This window comes from Streptomyces sp. NBC_01351 (assembly GCF_036237315.1).
Lineage (GTDB): Bacteria > Actinomycetota > Actinomycetes > Streptomycetales > Streptomycetaceae > Streptomyces.
The window spans coordinates 7554544-7575585 of record NZ_CP108356.1 but is presented as its reverse complement, the minus strand read 5'-3'; the positions used below and the strand labels follow the sequence as shown (position 1 = coordinate 7575585).

Annotated in this window: 19 protein-coding genes; 10 read left to right on the top strand and 9 right to left on the bottom strand. The window is 74.8% G+C overall.

Annotated elements, in window-relative coordinates; translation table 11 throughout:
* The first annotated feature begins 90 nt into the window (after positions 1-90).
* The gene (locus OG625_RS34860; protein ID WP_329388964.1) at positions 91-537 is read left to right on the top strand and encodes a hypothetical protein; all 447 of its coding nucleotides are present in this window, start codon (positions 91-93) and stop codon (positions 535-537) included.
* Here OG625_RS34860 and OG625_RS34855 read toward each other — a convergent pair.
* Positions 534-1484 (bottom strand): helix-turn-helix transcriptional regulator, encoded by a 951-nt coding sequence (locus OG625_RS34855; protein WP_329388961.1) that lies wholly within the window; start codon positions 1482-1484, stop codon positions 534-536. The genes OG625_RS34860 and OG625_RS34855 overlap by 4 nt on opposite strands.
* On the opposite strand from OG625_RS34855, the gene OG625_RS34850 reads away from it, so the two are divergent.
* The 3 genes from OG625_RS34850 (at position 1477) to OG625_RS34840 (ending at position 6617) form a co-directional block, all read left to right on the top strand.
* Positions 1477-1983, top strand: coding sequence for a TIGR03086 family metal-binding protein (locus tag OG625_RS34850; protein WP_329388960.1), 507 nt, complete (start codon positions 1477-1479; stop codon positions 1981-1983). The genes OG625_RS34855 and OG625_RS34850 overlap by 8 nt on opposite strands.
* A gap of 72 nt (positions 1984-2055) precedes the next feature.
* Positions 2056-3798 carry an RNA ligase family protein gene (locus OG625_RS34845; RefSeq protein ID WP_329391219.1) on the top strand — a complete coding sequence of 581 codons (1743 nt, stop codon included), beginning with the start codon at positions 2056-2058 and terminating at the stop codon, positions 3796-3798.
* Positions 3798-6617 (top strand): poly(A) polymerase, encoded by a 2820-nt coding sequence (locus OG625_RS34840; protein WP_329388957.1) that lies wholly within the window; start codon positions 3798-3800, stop codon positions 6615-6617. The genes OG625_RS34845 and OG625_RS34840 overlap by 1 nt, the downstream gene beginning before the upstream one ends.
* A 57-nt stretch (positions 6618-6674) precedes the next feature.
* Here the strand turns inward: OG625_RS34840 and OG625_RS34835 are convergent, their stop codons facing one another.
* Complete coding sequence (locus OG625_RS34835; protein WP_329391216.1) at positions 6675-7592, bottom strand: NADP-dependent oxidoreductase; 918 nt, start codon at positions 7590-7592, stop codon at positions 6675-6677.
* Positions 7593-7758: 166 nt separating this feature from the next.
* Entirely contained in the window at positions 7759-8835 is a 1077-nt protein-coding gene (locus OG625_RS34830; protein WP_329388955.1) for an RNA ligase (ATP), read from the bottom strand.
* 146 nt (positions 8836-8981) lie between these two features.
* Between OG625_RS34830 and OG625_RS34825 the strand changes: the two genes are divergently transcribed.
* Together OG625_RS34825 and OG625_RS34820 are read left to right on the top strand one after the other, a co-directional pair.
* On the top strand, positions 8982-9725 hold the full coding sequence (locus OG625_RS34825; protein WP_329388953.1) for an SDR family oxidoreductase: 744 nt from the start codon (positions 8982-8984) through the stop codon (positions 9723-9725).
* Positions 9726-9909: 184 nt separating this feature from the next.
* Positions 9910-10593: an alpha/beta fold hydrolase gene (locus OG625_RS34820; protein ID WP_329388951.1), complete on the top strand. Its 684-nt coding sequence runs from the start codon at positions 9910-9912 to the stop codon at positions 10591-10593.
* Between the two features lie 24 nt (positions 10594-10617).
* Here OG625_RS34820 and OG625_RS34815 read toward each other — a convergent pair whose 3' ends face one another.
* From OG625_RS34815 to OG625_RS34805, 3 genes are all read right to left on the bottom strand, one after another.
* The gene (locus OG625_RS34815; RefSeq protein ID WP_329388949.1) at positions 10618-11388 is read right to left on the bottom strand and encodes a peptidoglycan-binding domain-containing protein; all 771 of its coding nucleotides are present in this window, start codon (positions 11386-11388) and stop codon (positions 10618-10620) included.
* A 63-nt stretch (positions 11389-11451) separates the two neighbouring features.
* Positions 11452-11589: a hypothetical protein gene (locus OG625_RS34810; protein WP_329388947.1), complete on the bottom strand. Its 138-nt coding sequence runs from the start codon at positions 11587-11589 to the stop codon at positions 11452-11454.
* A gap of 138 nt (positions 11590-11727) precedes the next feature.
* Complete coding sequence (locus OG625_RS34805) at positions 11728-13005, bottom strand: MFS transporter (protein WP_329388945.1); 1278 nt, start codon at positions 13003-13005, stop codon at positions 11728-11730.
* Positions 13006-13196: 191 nt separating this feature from the next.
* On the opposite strand from OG625_RS34805, the gene OG625_RS34800 reads away from it, so the two are divergent.
* A complete protein-coding gene (locus tag OG625_RS34800; protein WP_329388943.1) occupies positions 13197-13634 on the top strand; it encodes a hypothetical protein in 438 nt (145 codons plus the stop codon).
* A gap of 31 nt (positions 13635-13665) precedes the next feature.
* Here the strand turns inward: OG625_RS34800 and OG625_RS34795 are convergent, their stop codons facing one another.
* Positions 13666-13974, bottom strand: a complete 309-nt coding sequence (locus OG625_RS34795) for a hypothetical protein (protein WP_329388940.1) — start codon at positions 13972-13974, stop codon at positions 13666-13668.
* A gap of 105 nt (positions 13975-14079) precedes the next feature.
* Between OG625_RS34795 and OG625_RS34790 the strand changes: the two genes are divergently transcribed.
* Both OG625_RS34790 and OG625_RS34785 read left to right on the top strand, forming a co-directional pair.
* Positions 14080-14532 carry a hypothetical protein gene (locus tag OG625_RS34790; RefSeq protein WP_329388938.1) on the top strand — a complete coding sequence of 151 codons (453 nt, stop codon included), beginning with the start codon at positions 14080-14082 and terminating at the stop codon, positions 14530-14532.
* A 433-nt stretch (positions 14533-14965) separates the two neighbouring features.
* A complete protein-coding gene (locus tag OG625_RS34785) occupies positions 14966-15532 on the top strand; it encodes a GNAT family N-acetyltransferase (protein WP_443067920.1) in 567 nt (188 codons plus the stop codon).
* 51 nt (positions 15533-15583) lie between these two features.
* On the opposite strand, the gene OG625_RS34780 is transcribed toward OG625_RS34785, so the two are convergent.
* Both OG625_RS34780 and OG625_RS34775 read right to left on the bottom strand, forming a co-directional pair.
* Positions 15584-18322 carry a DNRLRE domain-containing protein gene (locus OG625_RS34780; RefSeq protein WP_329388936.1) on the bottom strand — a complete coding sequence of 913 codons (2739 nt, stop codon included), beginning with the start codon at positions 18320-18322 and terminating at the stop codon, positions 15584-15586.
* A gap of 57 nt (positions 18323-18379) precedes the next feature.
* Positions 18380-20305 carry a helix-turn-helix domain-containing protein gene (locus OG625_RS34775; RefSeq protein ID WP_329388934.1) on the bottom strand — a complete coding sequence of 642 codons (1926 nt, stop codon included), beginning with the start codon at positions 20303-20305 and terminating at the stop codon, positions 18380-18382.
* Positions 20306-20634: 329 nt separating this feature from the next.
* Here OG625_RS34775 and OG625_RS34770 point away from each other — a divergent pair, with 329 nt between their 5' ends.
* On the top strand, positions 20635-20937 hold the full coding sequence (locus tag OG625_RS34770; protein ID WP_329388932.1) for a hypothetical protein: 303 nt from the start codon (positions 20635-20637) through the stop codon (positions 20935-20937).
* Positions 20938-21042 lie beyond the last annotated feature (105 nt).

Genomic DNA, 21042 nt, shown 5'->3' with positions numbered 1-21042 from the left:
CGGCCCGGCGGTGTCCGAGAGCCGCGGACCGGCGCACTCGTACGGGTGACGGGTTCGGCTTCGGCGAGGCCGATACGGCAGGGTGGGCGGATGCAGCTGCGCCGGGCCCTGCCCCTGACCCTTGCCGCGCTCGTCGTCGCCACCGGGTGCGTGACCGTGCACCCCACCGCTCCGCCGGAACCGCCGCACCTGGCGCCCGCGGCGGCCCGAACCCACGCCTCCCAGCAACCGCCCGTGCCCGCGCTGCCGTTGGGGACCCTGCCTCAGGCTCCGGAGTCCGAGTCCGCTCCCCCGGCTCCGATGCCCGTACAAGCGCCCGCGCCCGAGCGGGGTCCGGCATCGGCCGCCACCCGACCGAAGCGAGTGAAGGCCCAGAGGCCGGCGAAGCCCGCGAAGCCCGCTCCCGCGAAGCCCCGCGCGCGGAAGCCCGCCCCCGCGAAGGCACGGCCCGCGCCCCGGCGGACTTACGACATGGCCCCGCTGTGCGCAGCGGCCAAGGGCACGGTCTCGCCGGACATCGTGGCCCTGTGCCGCTAGGCCGGCTCCTTCGGATCAGGCCGGGGCCCGTACAGCCCGAGGAGTTCGGCGCCGACTCGGGCCGGCCACTCCCGTACCTCCGGCGGGTCCAGTACCTCCACGCGGTTGCCCAGCCCCGACAGGTGGGCGGCCAGCGCCCTCGGTGCCGGGCCGTCGATCCAGATCTCGGTCCAGCCGTCGGGCAGCGGGTCGCCGATGCGCAGCCGGCCGCCGGAGAGCCGGGCCGGCCGGGGTAGCGCGGCCGGGTCGATCCAGGCCCGGGCCGTCACCGCGTACAGGCGGTCCTCCATCGCTCCGGCCGGCTCCCGCCAGGCGGTGGCGAGGTCGAAGTCCGGTGGCCGGCGGGCCGGTTCGCCGGTCGGTTCGACCGATGTCACCCGGCCGAGGCGGAAGGTCCGCAGCCCGTCGTCCGTACCGGCGACCAGGTATTCGATGCCCGCCTTGGCCACGAGCCCGAGCGGGTCGACCACGCGGACGCCGGCTGGTTTGCCCACGCCCGCGTACCCGAGCCTGATCGGCTCCCCGTCCACTGCGGCCCGCTGGAGCGCCGAGCGGTGCGGGGTGGCAGCCGTGACGGGGGTGCGCGTCCAGTCCGTCCCGTCGACGGTGGCGGCCCGGGAGGCGGCCTCGGCGTCGCCGCGGAGAGTGGCGGGCAGGGCCCGGACCAGTTTGCGCAGGGCGGTGCGCAGTTCGGGAGTGGTGGCGAGTGGGCCGGTGGCGAGGAACAGCGCCCGGATCTTGTCGGCGGTCAGGCCCGTCGGATTCGTACGGGCCCTGCCCACCAGGGACCAGCCGCCACCGCGTCCCCGCTGTGAGTAGACGGGGGTTCCCGCCGCGGCCAGTGCCTCCAGGTCGCGCCGTGCCGTCCGCTGCGACACCTCGAGCTCCGCGGCCACCTCGGCGACGGTGACACGTCCCCGTTCCTGGAGGAAGAGCAGGGTGGCCACCAGCCGGGACGACGCCCCCACCCCTTGCACGGAGTTCGACGTGCGTCGGCTGTCGAGCCACCTCGTCGGTGTGCTGCGGCGGATCTCCGTGATCGGGCGGGGCGAGGACCCGTTCAGCGTCACCTCCTTCGCCGACGAGCTCCCGGACGGCGCATGGGCGGCCGCCTGGGGTCCGGCCGCCGACGAGGCGGCGGGAGTGTGGGCGGATCCGGGCGTGCTGGGCCGCGACCTGCGGCTGCCGATCGGCGTCCTGCCAGGGGCGGTCGCCGCGTCCGTCTACACCAGCGAACTGACCCTGCACACCTGGGACCTGGCCACCGCGACCGGGCAGCGCCCGGACTGGGACACCGGCGTGCTGGAGCGGCTGGTCGAGGTGCCGCGCCGGACGCTTCCGGCCGAAACCCGTGGGGGCCGGGTCCCGTTCGCCGAGGTGGTCCCGGTGCCGGCGGACGCGTCCCCCCTCCACCGGCTGGTGGCCTGGTCGGGCCGTCGTCCCTGAGTTATTCGATGGATGGGGCCGCTCCGGATACCTACAGTGACGAGGCACCGTGTCGTCGAGCAGGAGCGGATCATGCGCACCCACTACCCCCGTACGCCCCATCTGCCCTGGTCCCCCGGGGCGGCGGCGGACGACGTCCGGGCCTCCGGGCTCGCGGGGCTGGCCGGGCGCGAGGTCGTGGTGACCGAGAAGCTCGACGGGGAGAACACCACCCTGTACGCGGACGGTCTGCACGCCCGATCGCTCGACTCGGCGCACCATCCCTCACGGGCCTGGGTCAAGGGCCTCCAGGGCCGGATCGGCGCCGGGATCCCGGACGGACGGCGGGTGTGCGGGGAGAATCTGTACGCCCGGCACTCGATCCCGTACGAGGACCTCGACAGCTGGTTCTACGGGTTCTCGGTGTGGGACGGCGAGCGCTGCCTGGACTGGGACCGGACCGTACGGTTCCTGCGGGGCCTGGGCGTGCCGACTCCTCGCGTGCTCTGGCGGGGCGTCTTCGACGAGCGGGCGCTGCGGAAGCTGCGCCTCGACACCGCCCGGCAGGAGGGGTACGTCGTACGGACGGCCGAGGGTTTCGACCTCGCGGACTTCGGGCGGTGCGTGGCCAAGTGGGTGCGGGGCGGCCACGTACAGACGGATACGCACTGGATGTTCGCGCAGGTGGTGCCGAACGGGCTGGGTCCGGCGGCCCCGTTGTGGGCGGTGCGCTCGGGGGCCGCGGCAGACGTGGCGGGGCTCTGCGCGGCCGCCGGGATGACCGCGGCTCCGGAGAGTGCCGAGGTCGCCGAAGTGGCCGCCCGCCTGGACGGGTTGGGGCGGACCGGGGACGAGCGGCTGGCCGGCGTGCTGGCCGCCGTACTGCGCCGGGAGCCGCGGGCCCGGATCATGGCGCGGCTCGCCGCGGGGCCCCTCGGGATGCGTCTCGCCCGGCAGGTGGCCGACCTGGTGGGGCTGTACCCGTACCTCCAGCGGCCGTTCCCGGACGCGGAACGGCGGGCCGGGCTGGTCCGGATGGCCGCCGCGGCCGATCTCGGGGTGCTGCACGCGCTCGCCGGGGTGTCGGCCGAGGGGGCGGAGGCCCGGGAGTGCGTGGAGTGGTCCGCGCTGTGCGCCGAGGAAGCCGGGCTGCTCGGCCCGGACCCGCTGGGGGACTTGCGCGCCGGGCTGCGGGAGGCCCTCGCCGGGCTGGGCGCGGAAGCGGCCGACCGGTGCTGGGCGGAGGCACGGCGCGCGTTCGGGCAGGGCCGGATCAGCGGGGCGGGCGTCGAGGAGACGGTCGCCGCGACGTGGCAGTGGCGCGACGGAACGTTCCCCCGCCTGGTACAGCTCTGCGGCCCCTCGGGCAGCGGGAAGAGCACCTTCGGCCGCGCCCTGCCGGGCGTGGACACCTACGTCAGCCTTGACGACCTGCGCACCGCCCGGGGTTCCCGCTCCGACCAGCGGGCCAACGCGGAGGTGCTGAGCGAGGGCCTGGACCGGCTCGACGCCGCGCTGGCCCGCGGCGGCACCGTGGTCTGGGACGCCACCTCGCTCACCGACCAGCAGCGGGGACTGGCCGGTTCGGTCGCCCGGCGCCGGGACGCACTGGTCACGCATGCCGTCCTCCTCGTCGACGAAGAGGAGCTGCTGCGCCGCAACTCCGTGCGCCCGCATCCGGTGCCGGAGCAGGTGCTGACCTCGCAGCTGCACCGGTTCAGCCCGCCGTATCCCGGTCAGGCGCACCGTACGTGGTACATCGACGCGACCGGCAGCGTCACCGACACGGCCGGCGGCCTGGCCGCAGCGCCGCACGAAAAGGGCGGGAACCTCTGATGCGCACCAGCGAGCAGCTGTACCACCAGGTCCGCTGGGACCCCCGGTTCGACCCGGCACGCTTCGTGCTCGGGCTGCTCCAGCGCGGGGCCGCGCCGAAGCGGGTCCCGCTGCCGTCCTTCGTGCCCGGCGGGGACATCCCGTGGCACCGGGTGCTGTTCGTCGAGGCGGACGGCGAGCTGGTGTGGGACCGGGCCTCCGGCGTGGACCGGATCGACCTGACCGGGGCGGGCCGGGTCCGCGATCCGCGCCTGCTGCGGGCGCCGTTCTTCACCGCTCGCACCCCGCACGCGTGGGACCCCGCGGACGGCGGCGCCTGGCGACCGGCCGAGGCCCGGAGCGCGGCGGACTCCCCCGCCGTCGTACGGCTGCTCACCTGGAACACCCTCTGGGACCGCTACGACGCCCCGCGCATCGACACGGCCCGGCGCAGGCCGCTCCTGCTGGCCGAGCTGGCGGCCGCCGATGCCGATGTCATCGCCCTCCAGGAGGTCGAGCCCCGGCTGCTGGACATGCTGCTCGCCGCTGACTGGGTGCGCGCCGGGTACACCGTCGGTACGGATCCGCGCGGCCGGGACGTCGCCGAGTGCGGGCTTCTGCTGCTCAGCCGACTGCCGGTGCGAGAGGCCGGCCTGCACATGCTCCGCCCGCACAAGGGCGTCGCGGCGGTCACGGTGGACACCGCCGGCGGCCCGCTGGTCGTCGCCGCCACCCACCTGACCAGCGACCACACCGAAGGCGGGGACCTCCGACGGGAGGCCGAACTGGCCCGGCTGGCCGAGGGGTTGGGTGGCATCGACGCGGGCGTGGCACTGCTGGGCGACTTCAACGACGGGCGCTCCGGCGCCGAGGGACCCGCGGCCGCGCTCGGCATGCGGGACGCATGGAACGACGTACACGGCGCCGCCGACGACACCCCGACCTTCGATCCGACGGCCAATCCCCTGGCCGCCGTCGGCTCCCTGACCGGGCGGTCGTCCCGCCTGGACCGGATCCTGCTGCGACCGGCCGGGGCCCGGGTGACGCGGGCGGCCCTGCGCGGCAACACTCCGGACCCGGAAGGCCTGTTCGCCTCCGACCACTACGGGGTGGAGGCGACACTGGAGTTCGGAACGGCGGACACCGGCCTCGACGTCCCGGCGACAGCACGCACGGCAGTAGCCTGGCTTCCACCACAACTACCCGCTTCCATAAACGAATTGCGAACCCAGCACGACCCACGATCCACGCGCTGGCCCGCACACGTGAACCTGCTCTTCGGCTTCGTCCCGGAGTCCTCCTTCACCGAGGCCCTCCCCCTGCTGGCGGAAGTGGCAACCAGGACCCAGCCGTTCGACGCCCGACTGGAGGGCGTGTACGAGTTCGGACACCGCGAGGAGGCCACGCTCTGGCTGGACCCCTCGGCGGCCGGTGACGCACCGTGGCAGGAACTCCACCGAGCCCTGAGCGACCGCTTCCCGGGCTGCCGGGGCCGCGCCGAGGGCTACACCCCGCACCTGACACTGGGCCGCAGCCGGGATCCCCGGCGGGCCGCCGCGGAGTTCGCCGCCCGGATCGGCGGCGGGCTGTCCGCGCGGGTCGGGGAGCTGGCCGTGCTCTCGCGCCGCGGGGACGGGCCGATGGAGGTACGGGCCACCGTGGCGCTCGGGACCGGCAAGGTCCACCGGATGCCGGAACCGAAGCACGAGGCATCTGGCCCGACGCCCCCCGACGACCACGCCGAGTCGGTGACGGCACGCCTACGAACAGCCCTCGGCAGCACCACACAGCTCCACATCGCCGGATCCCGGCGGATGGGCTGCGCGCTGCCGGAGGCGGACCTGGACCTGGTGGCGGCCCTGCCGGGCACGGCCGACCCCGCCGAGCTACGACAGCGGGTGGCCGCAGCGCTGCCGGAGGCCCGCCGCCTGCGCGAGGTGACCGGTGCTCGCGTGCCGGGGCTGCGGTTCCGCGTCGGGGCGCTGGACGTGGACCTGGTGGCCGTCGCCACCGGCTCGCACGACCCCGCGCACGCGGTGGCGCGGCGCGCGGAACTGGGCGAGGCCGCGGCCGTCGCGCTGAGCTCGGTGAGCGACGCCGATGCGGTACGGGGCTTCGTGGGCGCGGAGCACGAGGCGTTCACCCACCTCGCCCGCCGCGTGAAGGCCTGGTCCCGGGCGCGCGGCCTGGACTCGGCGCCGTTCGGCGGGCTCCCTGGAATCGCCTGGTCCATACTGGCGGCCCGCACGGTCCGGGAGAGCACCGACCGCTCCCCCGCCCCCCTGCTCCTGGAGTTCTTCGGCTCCTGGGCGGCCTGGGACTGGCGCGACCCCATCACCCTGTCCCCGGCCGTCCCCCCTTCCCCACCGACCCCGGTCACGGTCCTCACCCCGTCCCGCCCTCATCGCAGTTGCACGACCCAAGTGAACCCGGCCATGCGGGAGCTACTGGTCCGGGAGCTGTACGAGGCGTGGGAGCTCCTCTCCGCCGACCCCACCGCCTCCACCACCGCCCCGCCTCCGCTCCACCGCAGGCACGCCGCGTGGGCGGTGGTGACCGTACGGACCGCTCCCACGGCAGAGTTCGACGAAACCCTGGGCCGCGTGCGCGGCAGGCTGCGTGCACTCCTCACCTCTCTGGAGGAAGCCGGGTCCACCGAGGCGCACGCCTGGCCCCGCCCCTTCGAGTCCGCCCCGGGCCTGGCCCGCTACGCGATCGGCCTCGGCCCCACGCCCCTGGACGCGGCCCGACTCGCCTCCCTGTCCACTCCCTGGTCGCGGGGCCTGCCGGGCGTCGAGGTCACCCACGCCGCGGGCGGCGAGGTCCCGAGCCTCCACTGAGCCGATCCGCCTGCCGGTTCCGGCGGGCCCGCTGTGCGGACTGGGTTCGGCGCCGGCTCAGACCTCGATGACGATCTTGCCCGCCGTGTGTCCGCCCTGGCTCAGTTCGAAGGCCGCCGCCAGCTCCGCCAGCGGAAACGTCCTGGCGATCGGCACCGTCAGCTGCCCGCTGTCGGCGAGCCGCCCCAGCGCGGCCAGGTCGCTGCCGATCGGGCGGACCCACATCCATTCACCGCCCGAGCCCGTCACCGTGGGGTCCGCGATGGAGGCGTGCCGGCCGTCGAAGTGCAGGACCTCCCGGGTGACGGCGAGGACCCCGCCGACGAAGTCCGCGACGACCGTCGGCCCGTCGGGCACCAGCGCCCGCACCCGGTCCGCGAGCCCGTCCCCGTACTCCACCGGCTCGGCACCCAGCCCGCGGACCCGCTCGTGGTTCCGGGGAGAGGCAGTCCCGATGACCCGCGCCCCCAGCGAGCGGGCGATCTGCACGGCGAAGGAGCCGACCCCGCCGGCCGCGCCGTGGATGAGGACGGTGTCGTCCTTGCCGGTGCCGAGCCGCGTGAGCACCTGGTACGCGGTGAGCCCGGCGAGCGGGACGGCGGCGGCCTCGGCCCAGTCGAGCGAGGCGGGCTTGTGCGCCAGGCACCGTACCGGCACGGACACGAACTCCGCGAAGGTCCCGCCGTGCACGTAGTCCTTGCGCGCGTACGCGAACACCTCGTCGCCCACGGCGTACTCGGGGGCGTCGATGCCCACCCGCTCGACGGTCCCGGACACGTCCCAGCCGGGGACCGCGGGGTACATGACGTCCATCAGGCCGTCGAGCCCGCCCGCCATGATCTTCCAGTCGACGGGGTTGACGGACGCGCACTTCACCCGGACGAGGACTTCACCGGGCGCGACCTTGGGCAGCGGCAGCCGGGTCTCCGTGAGCACCTCCGTCCCGCCGTACGTCTCGTACGCCATCGCCCGCATGGTGTCCTGGGACATGTACCCGACCTCTCCGTGCACTGGGTGGACCCCTCCCCGGGGCCATCCCACCACGGACGCCGCGCCCGCCCCACGAGGCGGGCGGACGCGGCGTGCCGCCGGGAAACGCGACCCGGACCAGGCCTGGCCGGTCCACGCCGGCCCGGGCCCGTCACTCGTACTCGGTGCCGCCCTTGCGGGTCAGGTACGCCGGGCTGACCGCCTTGGCGATGGCCCGGCCGCCCACGACCGGGCTGTACCGCTCCGTCGCGGGCCGGATGACGACGCCCTCGCGCAGGTGCAGGGCCTTGCCGGAGACGGTCTCCCGGCCGCTCGCCAGCTCCAGGACGGTGTCGAGGTCGTACGGGCCCTCGTACAGCCGCGGCACCAGCGGCAGTTCGCCGTCCTCCAGCACCTCGGCCGGGTCCAGCCACCGGACCTGTCCGTCGATCTCGGCCGACACGTCGAAGACGGCGTAGCCGGGCGGGGTGTCGGCGGTGCGCACGTCCGTTCCGTACGCGAGGTCCTGGACGCCGGCCCCGTACACCTCGCCGAAGATGCCGACCCTGCTCGCGCCGAGCCGGGCGGCGAGCTTCGCCGCGACGGCGGGAACGTCGTGACCGCGGACGGCCCGCCAGTAGAGGTTGCGCTCCTCCTCCTTGAGGGCCAGCCCCTTCGCGCCGAAGCCCTTGGAGGTGACCAGGGCCCGCTCGCCCTCGGCGACGTACGTGAACAGCCCGGCGGTGCCGTGGAGCTTCTCGGTGAGGACGACCGGCTCGCCCTCCTCGAAGATGTGCGGGTACCTCTGGAGGTTCTCGATGTCCACCCACGGCAACAGGTCAGGGGCGGCTTCGACGTCCCCGGACATGCTGGTCGGCACCGGCGGGGCCCATTTGGTGATGCCGAGCAGCTCCGCGAAGTCCGTACCCTCCCCGGCCGCCCTCGCCAGGTCGACGTCGGCGAGCGCGCGCGGCCGGCACACCAGCCCCTGCGAGAGCTCGCCGCGCAGCCGGACGGCCTTGACCCGGTCGGAGGCGCTGCCGGCGAGCCGGCCGGTGAGGCCGAGCTCCTCGATCAGCCCGGCGGGCAACACGGACTGTTCGGGTATGTACAGCGCGAACTCACCCGTGCGGTAGGCGCCCTTGGCGATCACCGCACGGTAGAGGCCCACTTGGGCCAGTTCCAACGCATCGGCGTTCGGGTGCTCGTGGACGGTCAGCTCTTCGGCGGTGACTCTCAAGGTGGACATGGGCAGCTCCTCGTACGGGCGTTCTTGGCCGGCCCCCACTTTCCGTGCCGGCATTTCCGCTGGTCCAGCGAAAATAGGGGTGTTAGCCTGCCACGCCCGCCGCATCCGGCCGCACATGCCGCATGCACCACGCACAGGAGTCTCACATGCCACGACGCCCGGTCACCGTCGTCACCGGCGGCAGCAGGGGCATCGGCGCGGCGACCTGTCTGCGGCTGGCCGCCGACGGGCACGACCTCGCGCTGGGATACGTCCGCGACGCGGCGGCCGCCGAGGCCGTCGCCGAGCGCGTACGGGCCATCGGCGCGCGCTGCGTGATCGTACGCGGCGACACCGCCGAGGAGCAGGGCGTCGAGCGGCTCTTCGACGTGGCGCGGGCCCAACTCGGCACGGTGACCGGCCTGGTCAACAACGCGGGGGTGACGGGCCCGCTGGGCCGGCTCGCGGACGCCCGGACCGAGGACCTGCGGCGGGTGGTGGAGGTGAACCTGCTCGGGTACCTGCTGTGCTGCCGCCGGGCCGCCCGGGACATGGCGGAGTCGGGGGGCGGGGCCATCGTGAACGTCTCCTCGGCGGCAGCCACCCTCGGCAGCCCCGGCGACTACGTCCACTACGCGGCGACGAAGGCCGCGACCGACGCACTGACCGTCGGCCTCTCCAAGGAGCTCGGCCCGGACGGGATCCGGGTCAACGCGGTGGCTCCCGGCATCATCGAGACCGACATGCACGCGGCGATGGGCGACCCCGACCGCCCGGCCCGCGCCGCGGCCGGCATCCCGCTCGGGCGGCCGGGACAGCCGCAGGAGATCGCCGGGGCCATCGCGTGGCTGCTGTCCGAGGACGCCTCGTACACGACGGGGACGGTGCTGCGGGTCGCCGGCGGGCGCTGACCGCCCCCGGCCAACCGGCACGGCGGGCGACCTGGACGGCGGGTGACCGGGACGGCGGACCGCCGTTCACGGCACCCAGGTGGGTCCGCCGGGATGCGGCCCGCCGGGCACCGGTGTGGACTCTGGATGGCCGAGTGGCACCTGTGGACCCGTGGTCCGCGCTACCAACTGGAGGAACCTGCCGATGTCGCCGACCAAGCCAAGCATCGTCTTCGCCCACGGCCTGTGGGCCGACGGCTCCTGCTACGGCAAGCTGATCCCCACCCTGCAGCGCGAGGGCCACGAGGTGGTGTCGGCGCAGAACGGTCTGGATTCCCTGGAAGGGGACGTGGACGCCGTCCACCGTGCCCTCGCACGGGTCAGCAGCCCGGCCATCCTGGTCGGCCACTCGTGGGGCGGGTACGTCATCACCGCCGCCGGCACGGACGACCGCGTCGCCGGGCTCGTCTACATCGCCGCCCTGGGCCCGGATGCCGGTGAGACCCCGCAGGAGCTGATCGGCAAGTTCGACGCGCCTCCGCTCTTCTCCCACCTCGACACCGAGGACGGACGCATCTGGATCGCCCGCGACGGCATCTCCGACTTCTGCGGGGACCTGCCGGAGGAGGAGCAGCAGCTGGTGTGGGCGACCCAGGGATCGGCACGCGGGGAGGTGCTGGGGTCCACGATCGACACTCCGGCCTGGCGGTCCAAGCCCAGCTGGTTCCTGGTCACCGCCCAGGACCGCGCCGTCAACCCCGAGCTGCAGCGGTTCGCGGCCCAGCGGATGGGAGCCACCGTCACCGAGGTCGACTCCTCCCACGTCCCCATGCTGTCCCGGCCCGAGGTCGTCCTCGACGTCATCCGGACGGCCGCGGGATCCGTGTAGCCCGGCCCGGAAGCGGGGTCGGGTCTAGCCGAGCGCCGCCTGCGTGGCCGGGCCGTAGATGCCCGGCGGGTCGCCCTTGATGTCCCGGTCGCGCTGCAGCTGGGTGACGCCGCGCTTGGTCTGGCCGTCGTAGACGCCGCTGACGGAGACGTACGTGAACCCCTGCCCGAGCAGCAGCTCCTGCAGGGCGCGCACCTGTGGCCCCTTGTCCCCCATGCGCAGGGTCGCGGCGGGTACCGACGCCTTCCCGGTCGACGCGCTCGCGGACGGCGTCGGCTTCGGGGCCTGGCTGGTGGGCGAGCCGGAGGGCTGCGGCGTGGCGGTCGCGGAGGGCCGTGCCGTCGGGCTGGTCGATTCCTCCCCGCCGGTGCCGCGCCCCGGTAGCCCCGGTACGGACAGCCCCGACGGCGCCTTGGCCCGGGGCGGCTCCGGGTCCTCGGAGCCGGTCAGCAGGAGCACCAGACCCCCGGTTGCGGCGAGCCCGACCAGGGTGAGGACGGCGAGCGTGAGCGGGTCGGCGCCACGCCGCTCCCGGCGGTGCCCGGCGCCCGCTGCCCCGGCGGCAGCCCGGCCGGGAACGGCCGCGCGGGGTGGCACGAAGGCCGGCTCCCCGTCCGGTTCCGCGTCCCCGTCCTGGTACGAGTACGTGTACGCGTACGGGTGAGAGACGGGCCCCGTGTGCGGCCAGGCGGGCGTCGACGGACGGGAGGGCCCGCCCGCGGCAGGGGTCGTGTACGGGCGAGCGTACAGGCGGTCGTCGGGGACGGCGCCGCTCTCATCGGGATCGTGGGACATGGTTGTCTCCCGGCGGGGACGGGGGCCGGCGCGGCGGTGCGGTGCCGGCCCCCACCCGGCCGGTCAGGCCCTGCGCCGCCGGGCGGTCAGGACCGGGGCGGCCGCGCCGGCGGCCGGAGCCGAGCCGGGCGTGCCGGGTGCGGGGAAACCACCGAGGGTGGCCGGGGCGAGCGATGAGCGGACGGACACGGGTCTGGACATCTGCGGGTCTCCGAAGTGCGGCTCAAGCGGTGCGTCTGCGGTGGTGCTGCGGTACTGCTGCTGTGGCCTTGCCGTGGTGCAGGGCGGCTGTGCGGTGCGCCTTGATCGGCGCACTCTTTCCCTCCGGGGCGGGCCCGGTCAAGCCAGGTGTCCGATCTGCCCCGACCCATCCGCTGTGTCGGGCCGGGGCCGGAGCGCCGTGACCCAGACCGTGACGGCGGCCAGCAGCATCAGGGCGGCCCCGCCGAGCGGGGCGGCGGGGGCGGAGAGCCCGTCGACCGCCAGGCCCCCGAACAGGGCGCCCGCCGCTATCGCGAAGTTGAACATGGCCACCATCAGGGAGGACGCGGCCTCCGCGGCGTTCGGAGCCGCCTTGATCATCCAGCTCTGCACGCTCACCGAGACCCCTCCGTACACGAGCCCCCAGGCGAGCAGCAGGGTGGTTCCGGCGACCGCTCCCGGGAGGACGGCGATGAGCGCGAGGATCACGGTGAGGAAGGCGCTGATCAGGAACAGGGTCCGGTACGCGTCGCGGGCCCCGGCCAGGAAATTGCCGACGACACCCGCGACGCCGTAGCCGAGCAGGAGCGTGCTGACGTACCCGGCGTCGATGCCGGAGACGTCCTGGAGGATCGGCCGTACGAACGTGTAGGCGGCGAACTGCCCGGTCACCACGAGGAAGGTGACGATCACGCCCGCGCGGACCGCCCGGTTCTCGCGGAGCAGGGCGGGCAGTTCGGGGAAGGTGATGCGCCGGGTCGGCGGCAGCGGGGGCAGCAGCAGGAGCAGGGCGGTCAGCGTGACCACACCGAGGACGCCGACCGCCGCGAAGGCGGTGCGCCAGCCGCCGAATTCGCCGAGCAGGGTGCCGGCGGGGACGCCGAGCACGGAGGCGGTGGGGACGCCGCCGAAGACGAGGGCGGTCGCCCGGCCGACGTGTCGCTCGGGGACGAGGCGCACCGCGAGCCCGCCGGCTATGGCCCAGAAACCGCCGACGCTGACGCCGACGAGCAGCCGGGCCACGAGGACGACGGCGAAGTTCGGGGCGACGGCGGCGGCGAGGTTGGCGACGGCCATCAGCGCGATGAGCACGCAGAGCACGTACCGCCGGTCGAGCCGGCCCGCGCCCACGGTCACGAGGGGGGCGCAGAACCCGGCGACGAGCCCGGGCACGGTCACCATCAGTCCGGCGGTGCCGTCGGAGACCCCGAGGTCGGCGCCGACGGGGGTGAGCAGACCGACGGGCAGCAGTTCGGAGGTGATCAGACAGAAGATCCCGAGCGCGACGGCGCACACGGCCGCCCAGCCCTTCCACGACTCGGAGGTGGGCGCGGGCGGGGGGACGGGGGCGGCGGGAGATTCCAGGGCGGGAGCGGGTGCGGGTGCGGGGTCGCCGGGCGCGGCAGCTGCGGTCATCGATCGGTACTCCGTACGTGCGTTCGGCGGACAGGGTTCGACAGCACGGGGTTCCGGGGGTCGCGCCTCCCCCGTCACCCGCACTGCCGTTCCAATTTCCCGGCCGCCCCACTAATTCCCACCTGCTCCGCATCACTCGGACGCGTGAGGTGGTGGACCGGGCCCGCCGCAGGCTACGGCAAGGTGGTCGGATGCAGTTACGCCGGGCCCTGCCCCTGTCCCTGTCCCTCGTCGCGCTCCTCGCGAGCACCGGTTGCGTCTCCGTCGACCCGGAGGGCGCGGGCTCGGGCCCAGGTCCGGGTCCCGGGCCGGCGCTCGCCCGGGGTTCCGTACCTCCCGTGGCCGCGCCCGACGTACCGCTGTCGCTTCCCCTGGGGAATCTGCCGAGCTCGCCCGCCCCCGAACCGGACCGGGACCCGGAGCCGGGGCCGGAGCCGTCTCCCGTGCGGGCCTCGAAGGCACCGCACCCGCCCCGTCGGGGGCGGACGCCGGGGACCACGACCGCTCATCCGCGCCGCAAACCCGTGCCGCCCCCGAGCCGGCCGCGCACGGACGAGCTGTGCGCGGCCGCGGACGGCGCAGTACCGCCGTCCATCGTCGATCTGTGCCTACGGCAGTTCGGGCGCTGACCGGAGGACCGGGAGGGCGCGGAGCAGCGGGTCACCGGGTGGGGGGAGCCGCTCGCTTGCGGCGCCGCGGGGCGGCCGCGCGGCGGACCGTGCGCAGTCGGCACATCGTGGCGTGGCCGCGGCGCCGCCACTCGGCGCGCGGCAGTCCGGCGCGCTGGCCGCCGCCGGTGATCAGTGCGTTGACCGGGGTCATCGGGTCGGCGGCGATGCCCTTGGCGACGAGGACCCCGACAACGAGCGGGACCAGGGCCACGGCCAGGGCCGTCCCGGCGGTGGTCACGTGCTGCAGGTGCGGCCGGTGCGCGGGGATCGTCGTGCCGCGGGGGGTCTCGGAGGTCATGCCCCCATTCGACCAGCGGGGGCGCGCCGGGGAATCGGGGCGGATACTCAGGCCGTTGGGTACGAGGTACTCAGACGGGCACGGCGGGTGGGGGCGGTGGGTGTGATGGCGGAACCCGGGCAGGGCTTCGAGCCCGCGACCGGCGACGGGCCGGAGGCTCCCGCGGCCGGGCGGGCCCCCGAGGTGCGGACCGCCTTCGAGGGGCTGCTGCAGATCCGGCGACTGGTCAACGGCCCGGCGGGCGCCTCGGTTCCCGCGCCGTGGGAGGTGCGTCAGCCGCCCCGCGCGGTGGCCCTCGTACTGGAGGCCGCGGGCATCGCGCCGTCGGCGCTGGACGCGGAGGGCCGCCGGACGCGTACGGGATACCGGGTGGCCGCCGGGGCGGAGGCCGGGCGGGTAGAGGTGACCTGGCTCGGCCCGCCGGGCACCGGCGCGGCCGAGGAGGAGCAGGAGCGGCTGGCGGACTGCGCGGCTGCGCTGGAACGGGCGGGCTGGGTGTGCCTGCTGTACCGGGGCCCGCGCCGCCGCCGCTTCCTGGAGGTCGAACCGCCGCGCTGACCGGCCGGCCCGGCGAAATACGTTGGCCGTCGCCGCCTCGGACCGGCAGACTCGCCGGATGGGCATGCTCGACGCGATGGCGGACCGGCTCTGCCGGGGCGAGGCCGTGGAATTCCGGCCGACCGGCGACTCGATGGTGCCGCTCGTCCGCAGCCGGCAGAAGGTGTCGGTGGCCCCGGTGGACCCCGCGCTGATCGAGGTCGGGGACATCGTCCTGGCCCGCGTCTCGGGCACGGTGTACCTGCATCTGGTCTCGGCGGTGGACGGCCCCCGCCGGCGCGTGCGGATCAGCAACAACCGGGGCCGCGTCAACGGCTGGGCCGGCCACGACCGGGTGTTCGGGATCTGCCTGGCCGTGGACGGCGCCCCGCGCCCGGGGGCGGCCGCCAAGGCCCGCGTACCCGTCCCCGCGCCCGTCCCCGTACCCGCGGCCGTGGCCCCGGCCACCGGTCCCGCCCCGACCCCGACCGTGATCCGGTCCGTCGTCCTCGCCACCGAGCGGCTGGATCTCGTACCGCTCCGCCCGTCGCACGCCGACGAGATGGCACGGGTACTGGCCGATCCCGCCCTTCACCGGTTCATCGGTGGCACGCCCCTGTCACCGGACGCGCTGCGGGCCCGGTACGAGCGGCTCGCCGCCGGGTCACCCGACCCCGGGGTGGTCTGGTGCAACTGGGTGCTGCGGCGGCGCGCGGGGCGGGGGCTCGTCGGCACCGTCCAGGCCACGGTCACCCCGGCACGGGGCCTCGCCGAGCTGGCCTGGACCGTCGGCACACCCTGGCAGGGCCTCGGTTTCGCCGGGGAGGCCGCCCGGGCGCTCGCCGGCTGGCTGCGGGAGCTGCCCGTCGGCCTCCTGGTCGCGCACGTCCATCCGGCACACGCCGCCTCCGCCGCCGTGGCCGCCGCCTGCGGACTGCGACCCACAGGGGAGCTCCAGGACGGCGAGATCCGCTGGGAGTCGGGCGGCGGCCCGGGCGGCGGCGTTACCGCTTCTGAGTGAGCACCACGTACCTCACCTCGTCCGGCACCACATCCCTCACCTCGCGCGCGGTCACGGTGCGCCGAAGGTCAGGGTCAGCTGTGGTGTGCCCTCGTTGGCCTGGGCCTCCGAGGACCACAGCCACAGGGCGTCCGTGCCGGCGCTGCCGAGCGCCAGGTCGTAGCCTCCGCCGAGGGCCGTGGCGACCGTCGCCGTGGTCAGCGCGGCGGTGTGCACCGCGGAGCCGTCCGGGATCCCCGCGAAGCTGCCAAGGGCCGGACCGCCCAGCGCGGGGCGGTTGGCGTACGTGGTCCCGGCCTCGGTCCACGATCCGGTGACCGGCAGCACCGAGACGGTGTCCGTCGTGCCGGCGCCGCTCATGGTGCTGGTCTTCACGCTCAGGACGGCCGACTTGAGCACCGTTCCGGCGGGCGCGGCCGGCAGGTTGAAGCGCAGGTAGCTCGCGTAGAAGGAGGTGCCGCGCACGGCGAGCGAGCTGGAGGTCCCGTAATTGGTGCCGGGGGCGCCCGCGTTGGCGTACGTGTCCTCCGCGGCGGTGACCTGGAGCACCTGGTCGGCCGGGGCGGTGGCGAGGGCGTGGTGGTTCTGCACCTGGGCCGCGCTCAGGACGGTCGGGTAGACGGCGGTCTCGTCGAGCCGGCCCGCCCAGTACTCGCTCGTGGGGCGGTCGGGCCAGCCGCCGAGGCTGTCGCCGCCGGCGTGCCAGTAGCCGGAGAAGTTCTCGTGCGTGGTGACGGCCAGGGTGCCCTTCTGGACGCCGTCCACGTAGAGGGTCATGCCGCCGGGGCCCTGGGTGGCGACGACGTGGTGCCAGGCGTCATCGTTGTACGTGCCGGTGGTGGTGATGGTTCGGGTGGCTCCGGTGTAGACGCCGTAGACGAGGCGGCCGTCATTGGTCATGTAGATGTGCTTGTCGTACTGACTGCTGCCGCGGGCCTGGTTGTTGCCGAAGCCGAAGAGCTTGCCGCCCCGGGTCGTGTTCGTCTTGAACCAGGTCTCGATGGTGTAGCTGCCGCCCACCGTCTGCCGCTCGTCCCCGTACACCTGGGTGTCCGTGCCGTTGAAGCCGATGGCCGTGCTCGCGCCGGAGACCGCGCCGGGACTCTGGCGCAGGGCCGGGGCGTTCAGGTGCACGCCGCTCTGGTTGCCCGAGGCGGAGGAGTCGGCGACGAAGGGCAGGGCCGACTCGTCGTAGCGCCAGTACTGGCGGGCTCCGTCGGCGCGGACCTGGTTCGGGTAGCCGTCGGCCTTGGTCGGAACGGTGACGCTCGCCGTCGCGGACAGGGCGCTGGTGTTGCCCGCCGCGTCGGTGGCCGTCACCCGGTAGGTGTACGACTGGCCGGCCGTGACCGTCGTATCGGTCCAGGAGGCCTGCGGTCGTTTGAAGAACAGCGAGTCGGCGGTGACCGTCGCGAGGGGCGTGGCCGCGCCGTTCCGGTAGACCTTGTAGGTCAGCGCGCTGTCGTCGAGGTCGAGGCTGGTGCGCCAGCGCACTTGGACCTCGCCGGGCTTGAAGCTGACCGCGCTCGCGACGGGCACCGTGGGCGCTCCCGTGTCCCCGGTGGAGGCGAAGCGTGTCAGGCTCTGCTGCGCCGCGCCGTTGACAGTGGTGAACTCCCCGCCGACCCACAGGTATGGGACGCCACCCTTGGAGCCGACGGTCATCACGCGCGGGCCGATGCCCTCGCCGATGCCGTCGTTGGTGTCGGGGGCCCAGCCCAGTTTGCCGGTGCCGGTGGTGGGCTGGGCGAGCAGGTGGTGGCGCTGGCCGTCGGGGAACTCGCCGACGCTGGAGCAGTCGTGCGCGTGCGAGGCGCTGTAGAGCACGCTCTGGTACGGCAGCACGGCCTGCGTGGCGCCGAGGCAGGTGTCGCGCCAGCGCTGGCCGAAGGTGCCGAGTTCGAGGGCGATCCGGCCGTCGAAGACGCCGCCGCCCGTGCCCTCGTTGGCCGTGTAGAAGCCGGTCGCGTCGGTCGCGATGTCCTTGACCACCGAGTTGGTCTCGATGAAGCCGGGGTAGGACGTGGTGAGCGCGCCGCTCGTCGCGTCGACGACGGCCAGCGCGTGCGTGTTCGTACCGTTGACGGTGAAGAAGTCGCCTCCGAGGAGCACCCTGTTGCCGTCCGGGGTGACCTCGACCGCGCGCCCGGGCTCGTCGGCGTTGGCGGTGAAGGGCTTGAGGGCGCCGTCGGCCGCGCCGACGGCGGCGAAGCGCTGACGGGGCTGGCCGGCGACGGTGAGGAAGTCGCCGCCCGCGTAGACGGTGTCGCCGGTGACGGCGAGGGCTCGGACGGTGGCCGCGAAGGCGGGGCGGAAGTCCGTCTTCACCGTGCAGCTCGCCACGTCCACGGCGGCGAGGCTGGAGACGGCGGTGCCGTTGACGGCGCCGAAGTAGCCGCCCGCGTAGAGGGTCTGCTTGTCCGGCGAGAGGGCGAGCGCCCGGACGGTGGCGGTGCCCGAGGCGACGGTGAAGGACAGGGTGCAGGCGGTCGGGGCACCCGTCGCCGCGTCGAGCGCGACGAAGTTCACGGCCGACCGCTCGCTGCCGGCTCCGCCCTCGGGCGGGCGCACGGCGGAGAACGTGCCGCCGACGAAGACCTGCCCGGCCGCCTCCGCGAGGGCCCAGACCACCCCGTTGGGCTGCCATGTCGACAGGGCGTCGGCGGTGAAGGCCACGGGCGGGGTGACGGCCGCCGCCTGCGTGGCCAGGCCGAGGCCGAGGCCGAGCCCGGCGCCCGTTCCGGCCAGGGACAGGGCGAGCGCGGTCGCGAGCCCTCTGGATCTACGCATGAACCCCCCAGTTCGGTGTGCGGTGTGCGGTGTGTCGTGTGACCGTACGGGCGCACCCTAGAGCGAATCACCGTTCGGTTCGGGCCGGTTGCCGAATCCGGTGGCCACCTGGTGGACGCGGAGGGCGAGTTGCAGCTCCAGGGCCCGCTCGGGGCGTTGCCAGTCGTCGCCGAGCAGTCGGCCGATCCGGTCCAGGCGCTGGACCACCGTGTTGATGTGGAGGTGCAGGGCGTCGCGCGCCTTCGTCTGGTTCATCCCGGCGGCGAAGTACACCTGCAGGGTGTGCAGGAGGTCGGTGCCGCGTTGTGCGTCGTACGCGATCAGCGGGCCCAGGGTGCGTTGTACGTAGCCGCCCAGGTCCGTCTGGTCGCCGAGCAGCACCCCGAGGAAGCCCAGGTCGCCCAGGGCGGCCCCGGTGCCGGGCCGGCCCAGCGACCGCAGGGCCGTGCGGCAGCGACGGGCCTCCGCGTAGGTGTCGGCGATCGCCCCTGGGCCGGTGGCCGGGCCCGCGGCGCCGACCGTGACCGGCCCGGCGAGGGCCTGGCCGAGCTCGTGCGCGAGGCCGGCGGCGCACGCGCTGGGGCTTTCCGAGGGGCATACGAGGACCACGTCGTCGTGGTGCGTCCCGGCCAGGCCCTTGCGGGTGTGCGCGGTACGGGCGGCCGCGGCCAGCAGCCGGGGCCGCGGCGCGGTCTCGGGGTGCAGGACGAACACCGCGTGCGGCCGGTCCAGGTTCACGCCGAGGCGGCGCGCGCGGGCGGACAGTCCCGCGGGGTCGGCGGCCCCGCTGAGGAGGTCCCCGAGGAGCTCGCCCCGTACCCGGTCCTCGGCCTCGGCCACCGAGCGGCGCAGGAGCAGCAGCAGGGCGGTGACGACGCCGGCGCGTTCGAAGAGGCGGCGGTCGGCGTCGTCGAGGTCGGCGCGGCCGCTGAGGGCGATGCTGCCGAGCAGTTCGGGTCCGGCGAGGACCGCGCACACCCACGTTCCGTCGACGGGTACGGCCCGTCCGTCGGCCCGGGAAGCGGCGACGGCCCGGGCCGACGGGGGCCGGGGGTCGGCGCCCGCCCGGGCGAGCTCGGTGCCCTCGGCGTCGTGGATGAGGGTGCCGCCCCGCAGCAGGGCGCCGATGGCGCCGGCGACGTCGGTGACGTCCCCTCCGCGCAGCACCAGGTCGGTCAGCCGGTCGTGGGCGTCCTCGGCCCGCCGCACGGCCTCGCTGTGCGCCTCGATGGTCCGCGAGGCCGCGTTAAGTTCGACCAGCGCGGTACGCGTCTCCTCCAGCAGCCGGGCCCCGTCGATGGCGATGGCGGCGTGGTCGGCGAGGGAGGACAGCAGCGCGACCTCGTCCGGGGTGAACGCACGGGCCGTGCGGTCCGCCGCGTAGAGGACGCCGATCACCCGGGCCCCCAGCCGCAGCGGTACGCCGAGGATGGCGCGCAGCCCCTCTTCGGCGACGGCGCCGTCGATGGTCTCGGTGTGCCGGAAGCGGGGGTCGTCGCGGTAGTCGCCGGTGGTGTAGGGGCGGGCCGTTTCCGCGACCAGCCCGCCCAGGCCCTCGCCCATCCCGAGGCGCACCCGCTGGAAGGCGGCCGAGACGGAGCCGTCGGTGACCCGCATGTAGGTGTCGCCGGCTTCGTCGTCGTTGAGGGACAGGTAGGTGACGTCGGTGCCGAGGAGCAGTTTGGCCCGGTGGACGATCGCCTTCAGTACGGAGTCCAGATCGCGGAGCCCGGCGAGGTCTCCGGCGGTGTCGAAGAGGGCCGCCAGTTCGGCCTCCCGCCGCCGGTGCTGGCTGAGGGTGCGGCGGATGCGCAGCGCGACGCGGGTGGCGTCCGCCATCGCCGCCGCCTCCTGCTCGGAAAGGTGCGCGGCCTGCCCGGCGGACAGCGCGAAGCTCTCCGCCGGCGCGCCCTCGACCAGCAGGTTCAGCAGGTCGAGCAGGTGGCGCACGGCGGCGCTCGGGTGCGTTCCCGGGGTGGGCATGGGGCGCTCTCAGCTCCGCGCGCGCAGCGAGTACGGGACGGGCAGGTGGGTGTCCCCGAAGGGCAACCGGTACGAGCCGTCCTGACCTCGGGTCACGTGGCCGGGCCTGTGTTCGGGCATGCGCCGAGCATGCCACGGCCTCGCGCGGGGCGGCACCGGCAGCGTGGGAACTCCGGTAGACCTGATTTCGGACGGACCTCGTCAACGGGAACCGGTCGGCGCCACCCGTTCACACAGGGTCACACCGGCGAAACCGCCCCGGCCGGGGCCGCCTCCCTCTACCGTGCCCTGAAGCGATCTATCTGTACGGCACCGGAGGGGTGGGGCGGATGAACGAGGAAGAAGACATGCGGCTTGCGGGGATGACGCCGGAGATCTCCCGCCGCGCCCTCACCATGCTGCGGGGCCTCGTGGGCCTGGAGCCACCCGAGCAGGTGCCCGAGGACGCCATGGAGGTCGCGGACGCCATCCTGGCCGAGCTGGGCACCGACGGGCTCCGGGTGCTCGCGATGACCCTCGCGGCCTGGGCCACCGCGCAGATCGAGAACGTCGCCGAGCTGAGCGGGCGCAGCCACGAGGCGGTCCTGGACGCGATGGAGCTGGCCTGCCTGGAGGCCAACGCCGACGACTGATCCGGCGCGGCCCCTGCGGCCCCGTGCGGCCCCGGCGCGCACCCCGGTCGAAGAAGCCCGGCCCGATCCGGACGGTATCGGGCGGGCTTCGGCGACACTGGGAGA

Coding starts and splice junctions, on each gene's coding strand:
- OG625_RS34860 (WP_329388964.1), top strand. CDS start 91: ATGCAGCTGCGCCGGGCCCTGCCCCTGACCCTTGCCGCGCTCGTCGTC.
- OG625_RS34845 (WP_329391219.1), top strand. CDS start 2,056: ATGCGCACCCACTACCCCCGTACGCCCCATCTGCCCTGGTCCCCCGGG.
- OG625_RS34840 (WP_329388957.1), top strand. CDS start 3,798: ATGCGCACCAGCGAGCAGCTGTACCACCAGGTCCGCTGGGACCCCCGG.
- OG625_RS34835 (WP_329391216.1), bottom strand. CDS start 7,592: ATGCGGGCGATGGCGTACGAGACGTACGGCGGGACGGAGGTGCTCACG.
- OG625_RS34830 (WP_329388955.1), bottom strand. CDS start 8,835: ATGTCCACCTTGAGAGTCACCGCCGAAGAGCTGACCGTCCACGAGCAC.
- OG625_RS34825 (WP_329388953.1), top strand. CDS start 8,982: ATGCCACGACGCCCGGTCACCGTCGTCACCGGCGGCAGCAGGGGCATC.
- OG625_RS34820 (WP_329388951.1), top strand. CDS start 9,910: ATGTCGCCGACCAAGCCAAGCATCGTCTTCGCCCACGGCCTGTGGGCC.
- OG625_RS34815 (WP_329388949.1), bottom strand. CDS start 11,388: ATGTCCCACGATCCCGATGAGAGCGGCGCCGTCCCCGACGACCGCCTG.
- OG625_RS34810 (WP_329388947.1), bottom strand. CDS start 11,589: ATGTCCAGACCCGTGTCCGTCCGCTCATCGCTCGCCCCGGCCACCCTC.
- OG625_RS34805 (WP_329388945.1), bottom strand. CDS start 13,005: ATGACCGCAGCTGCCGCGCCCGGCGACCCCGCACCCGCACCCGCTCCC.
- OG625_RS34800 (WP_329388943.1), top strand. CDS start 13,197: ATGCAGTTACGCCGGGCCCTGCCCCTGTCCCTGTCCCTCGTCGCGCTC.
- OG625_RS34795 (WP_329388940.1), bottom strand. CDS start 13,974: ATGACCTCCGAGACCCCCCGCGGCACGACGATCCCCGCGCACCGGCCG.
- OG625_RS34790 (WP_329388938.1), top strand. CDS start 14,080: ATGGCGGAACCCGGGCAGGGCTTCGAGCCCGCGACCGGCGACGGGCCG.
- OG625_RS34780 (WP_329388936.1), bottom strand. CDS start 18,322: ATGCGTAGATCCAGAGGGCTCGCGACCGCGCTCGCCCTGTCCCTGGCC.
- OG625_RS34775 (WP_329388934.1), bottom strand. CDS start 20,305: ATGCCCACCCCGGGAACGCACCCGAGCGCCGCCGTGCGCCACCTGCTC.
- OG625_RS34770 (WP_329388932.1), top strand. CDS start 20,635: ATGAACGAGGAAGAAGACATGCGGCTTGCGGGGATGACGCCGGAGATC.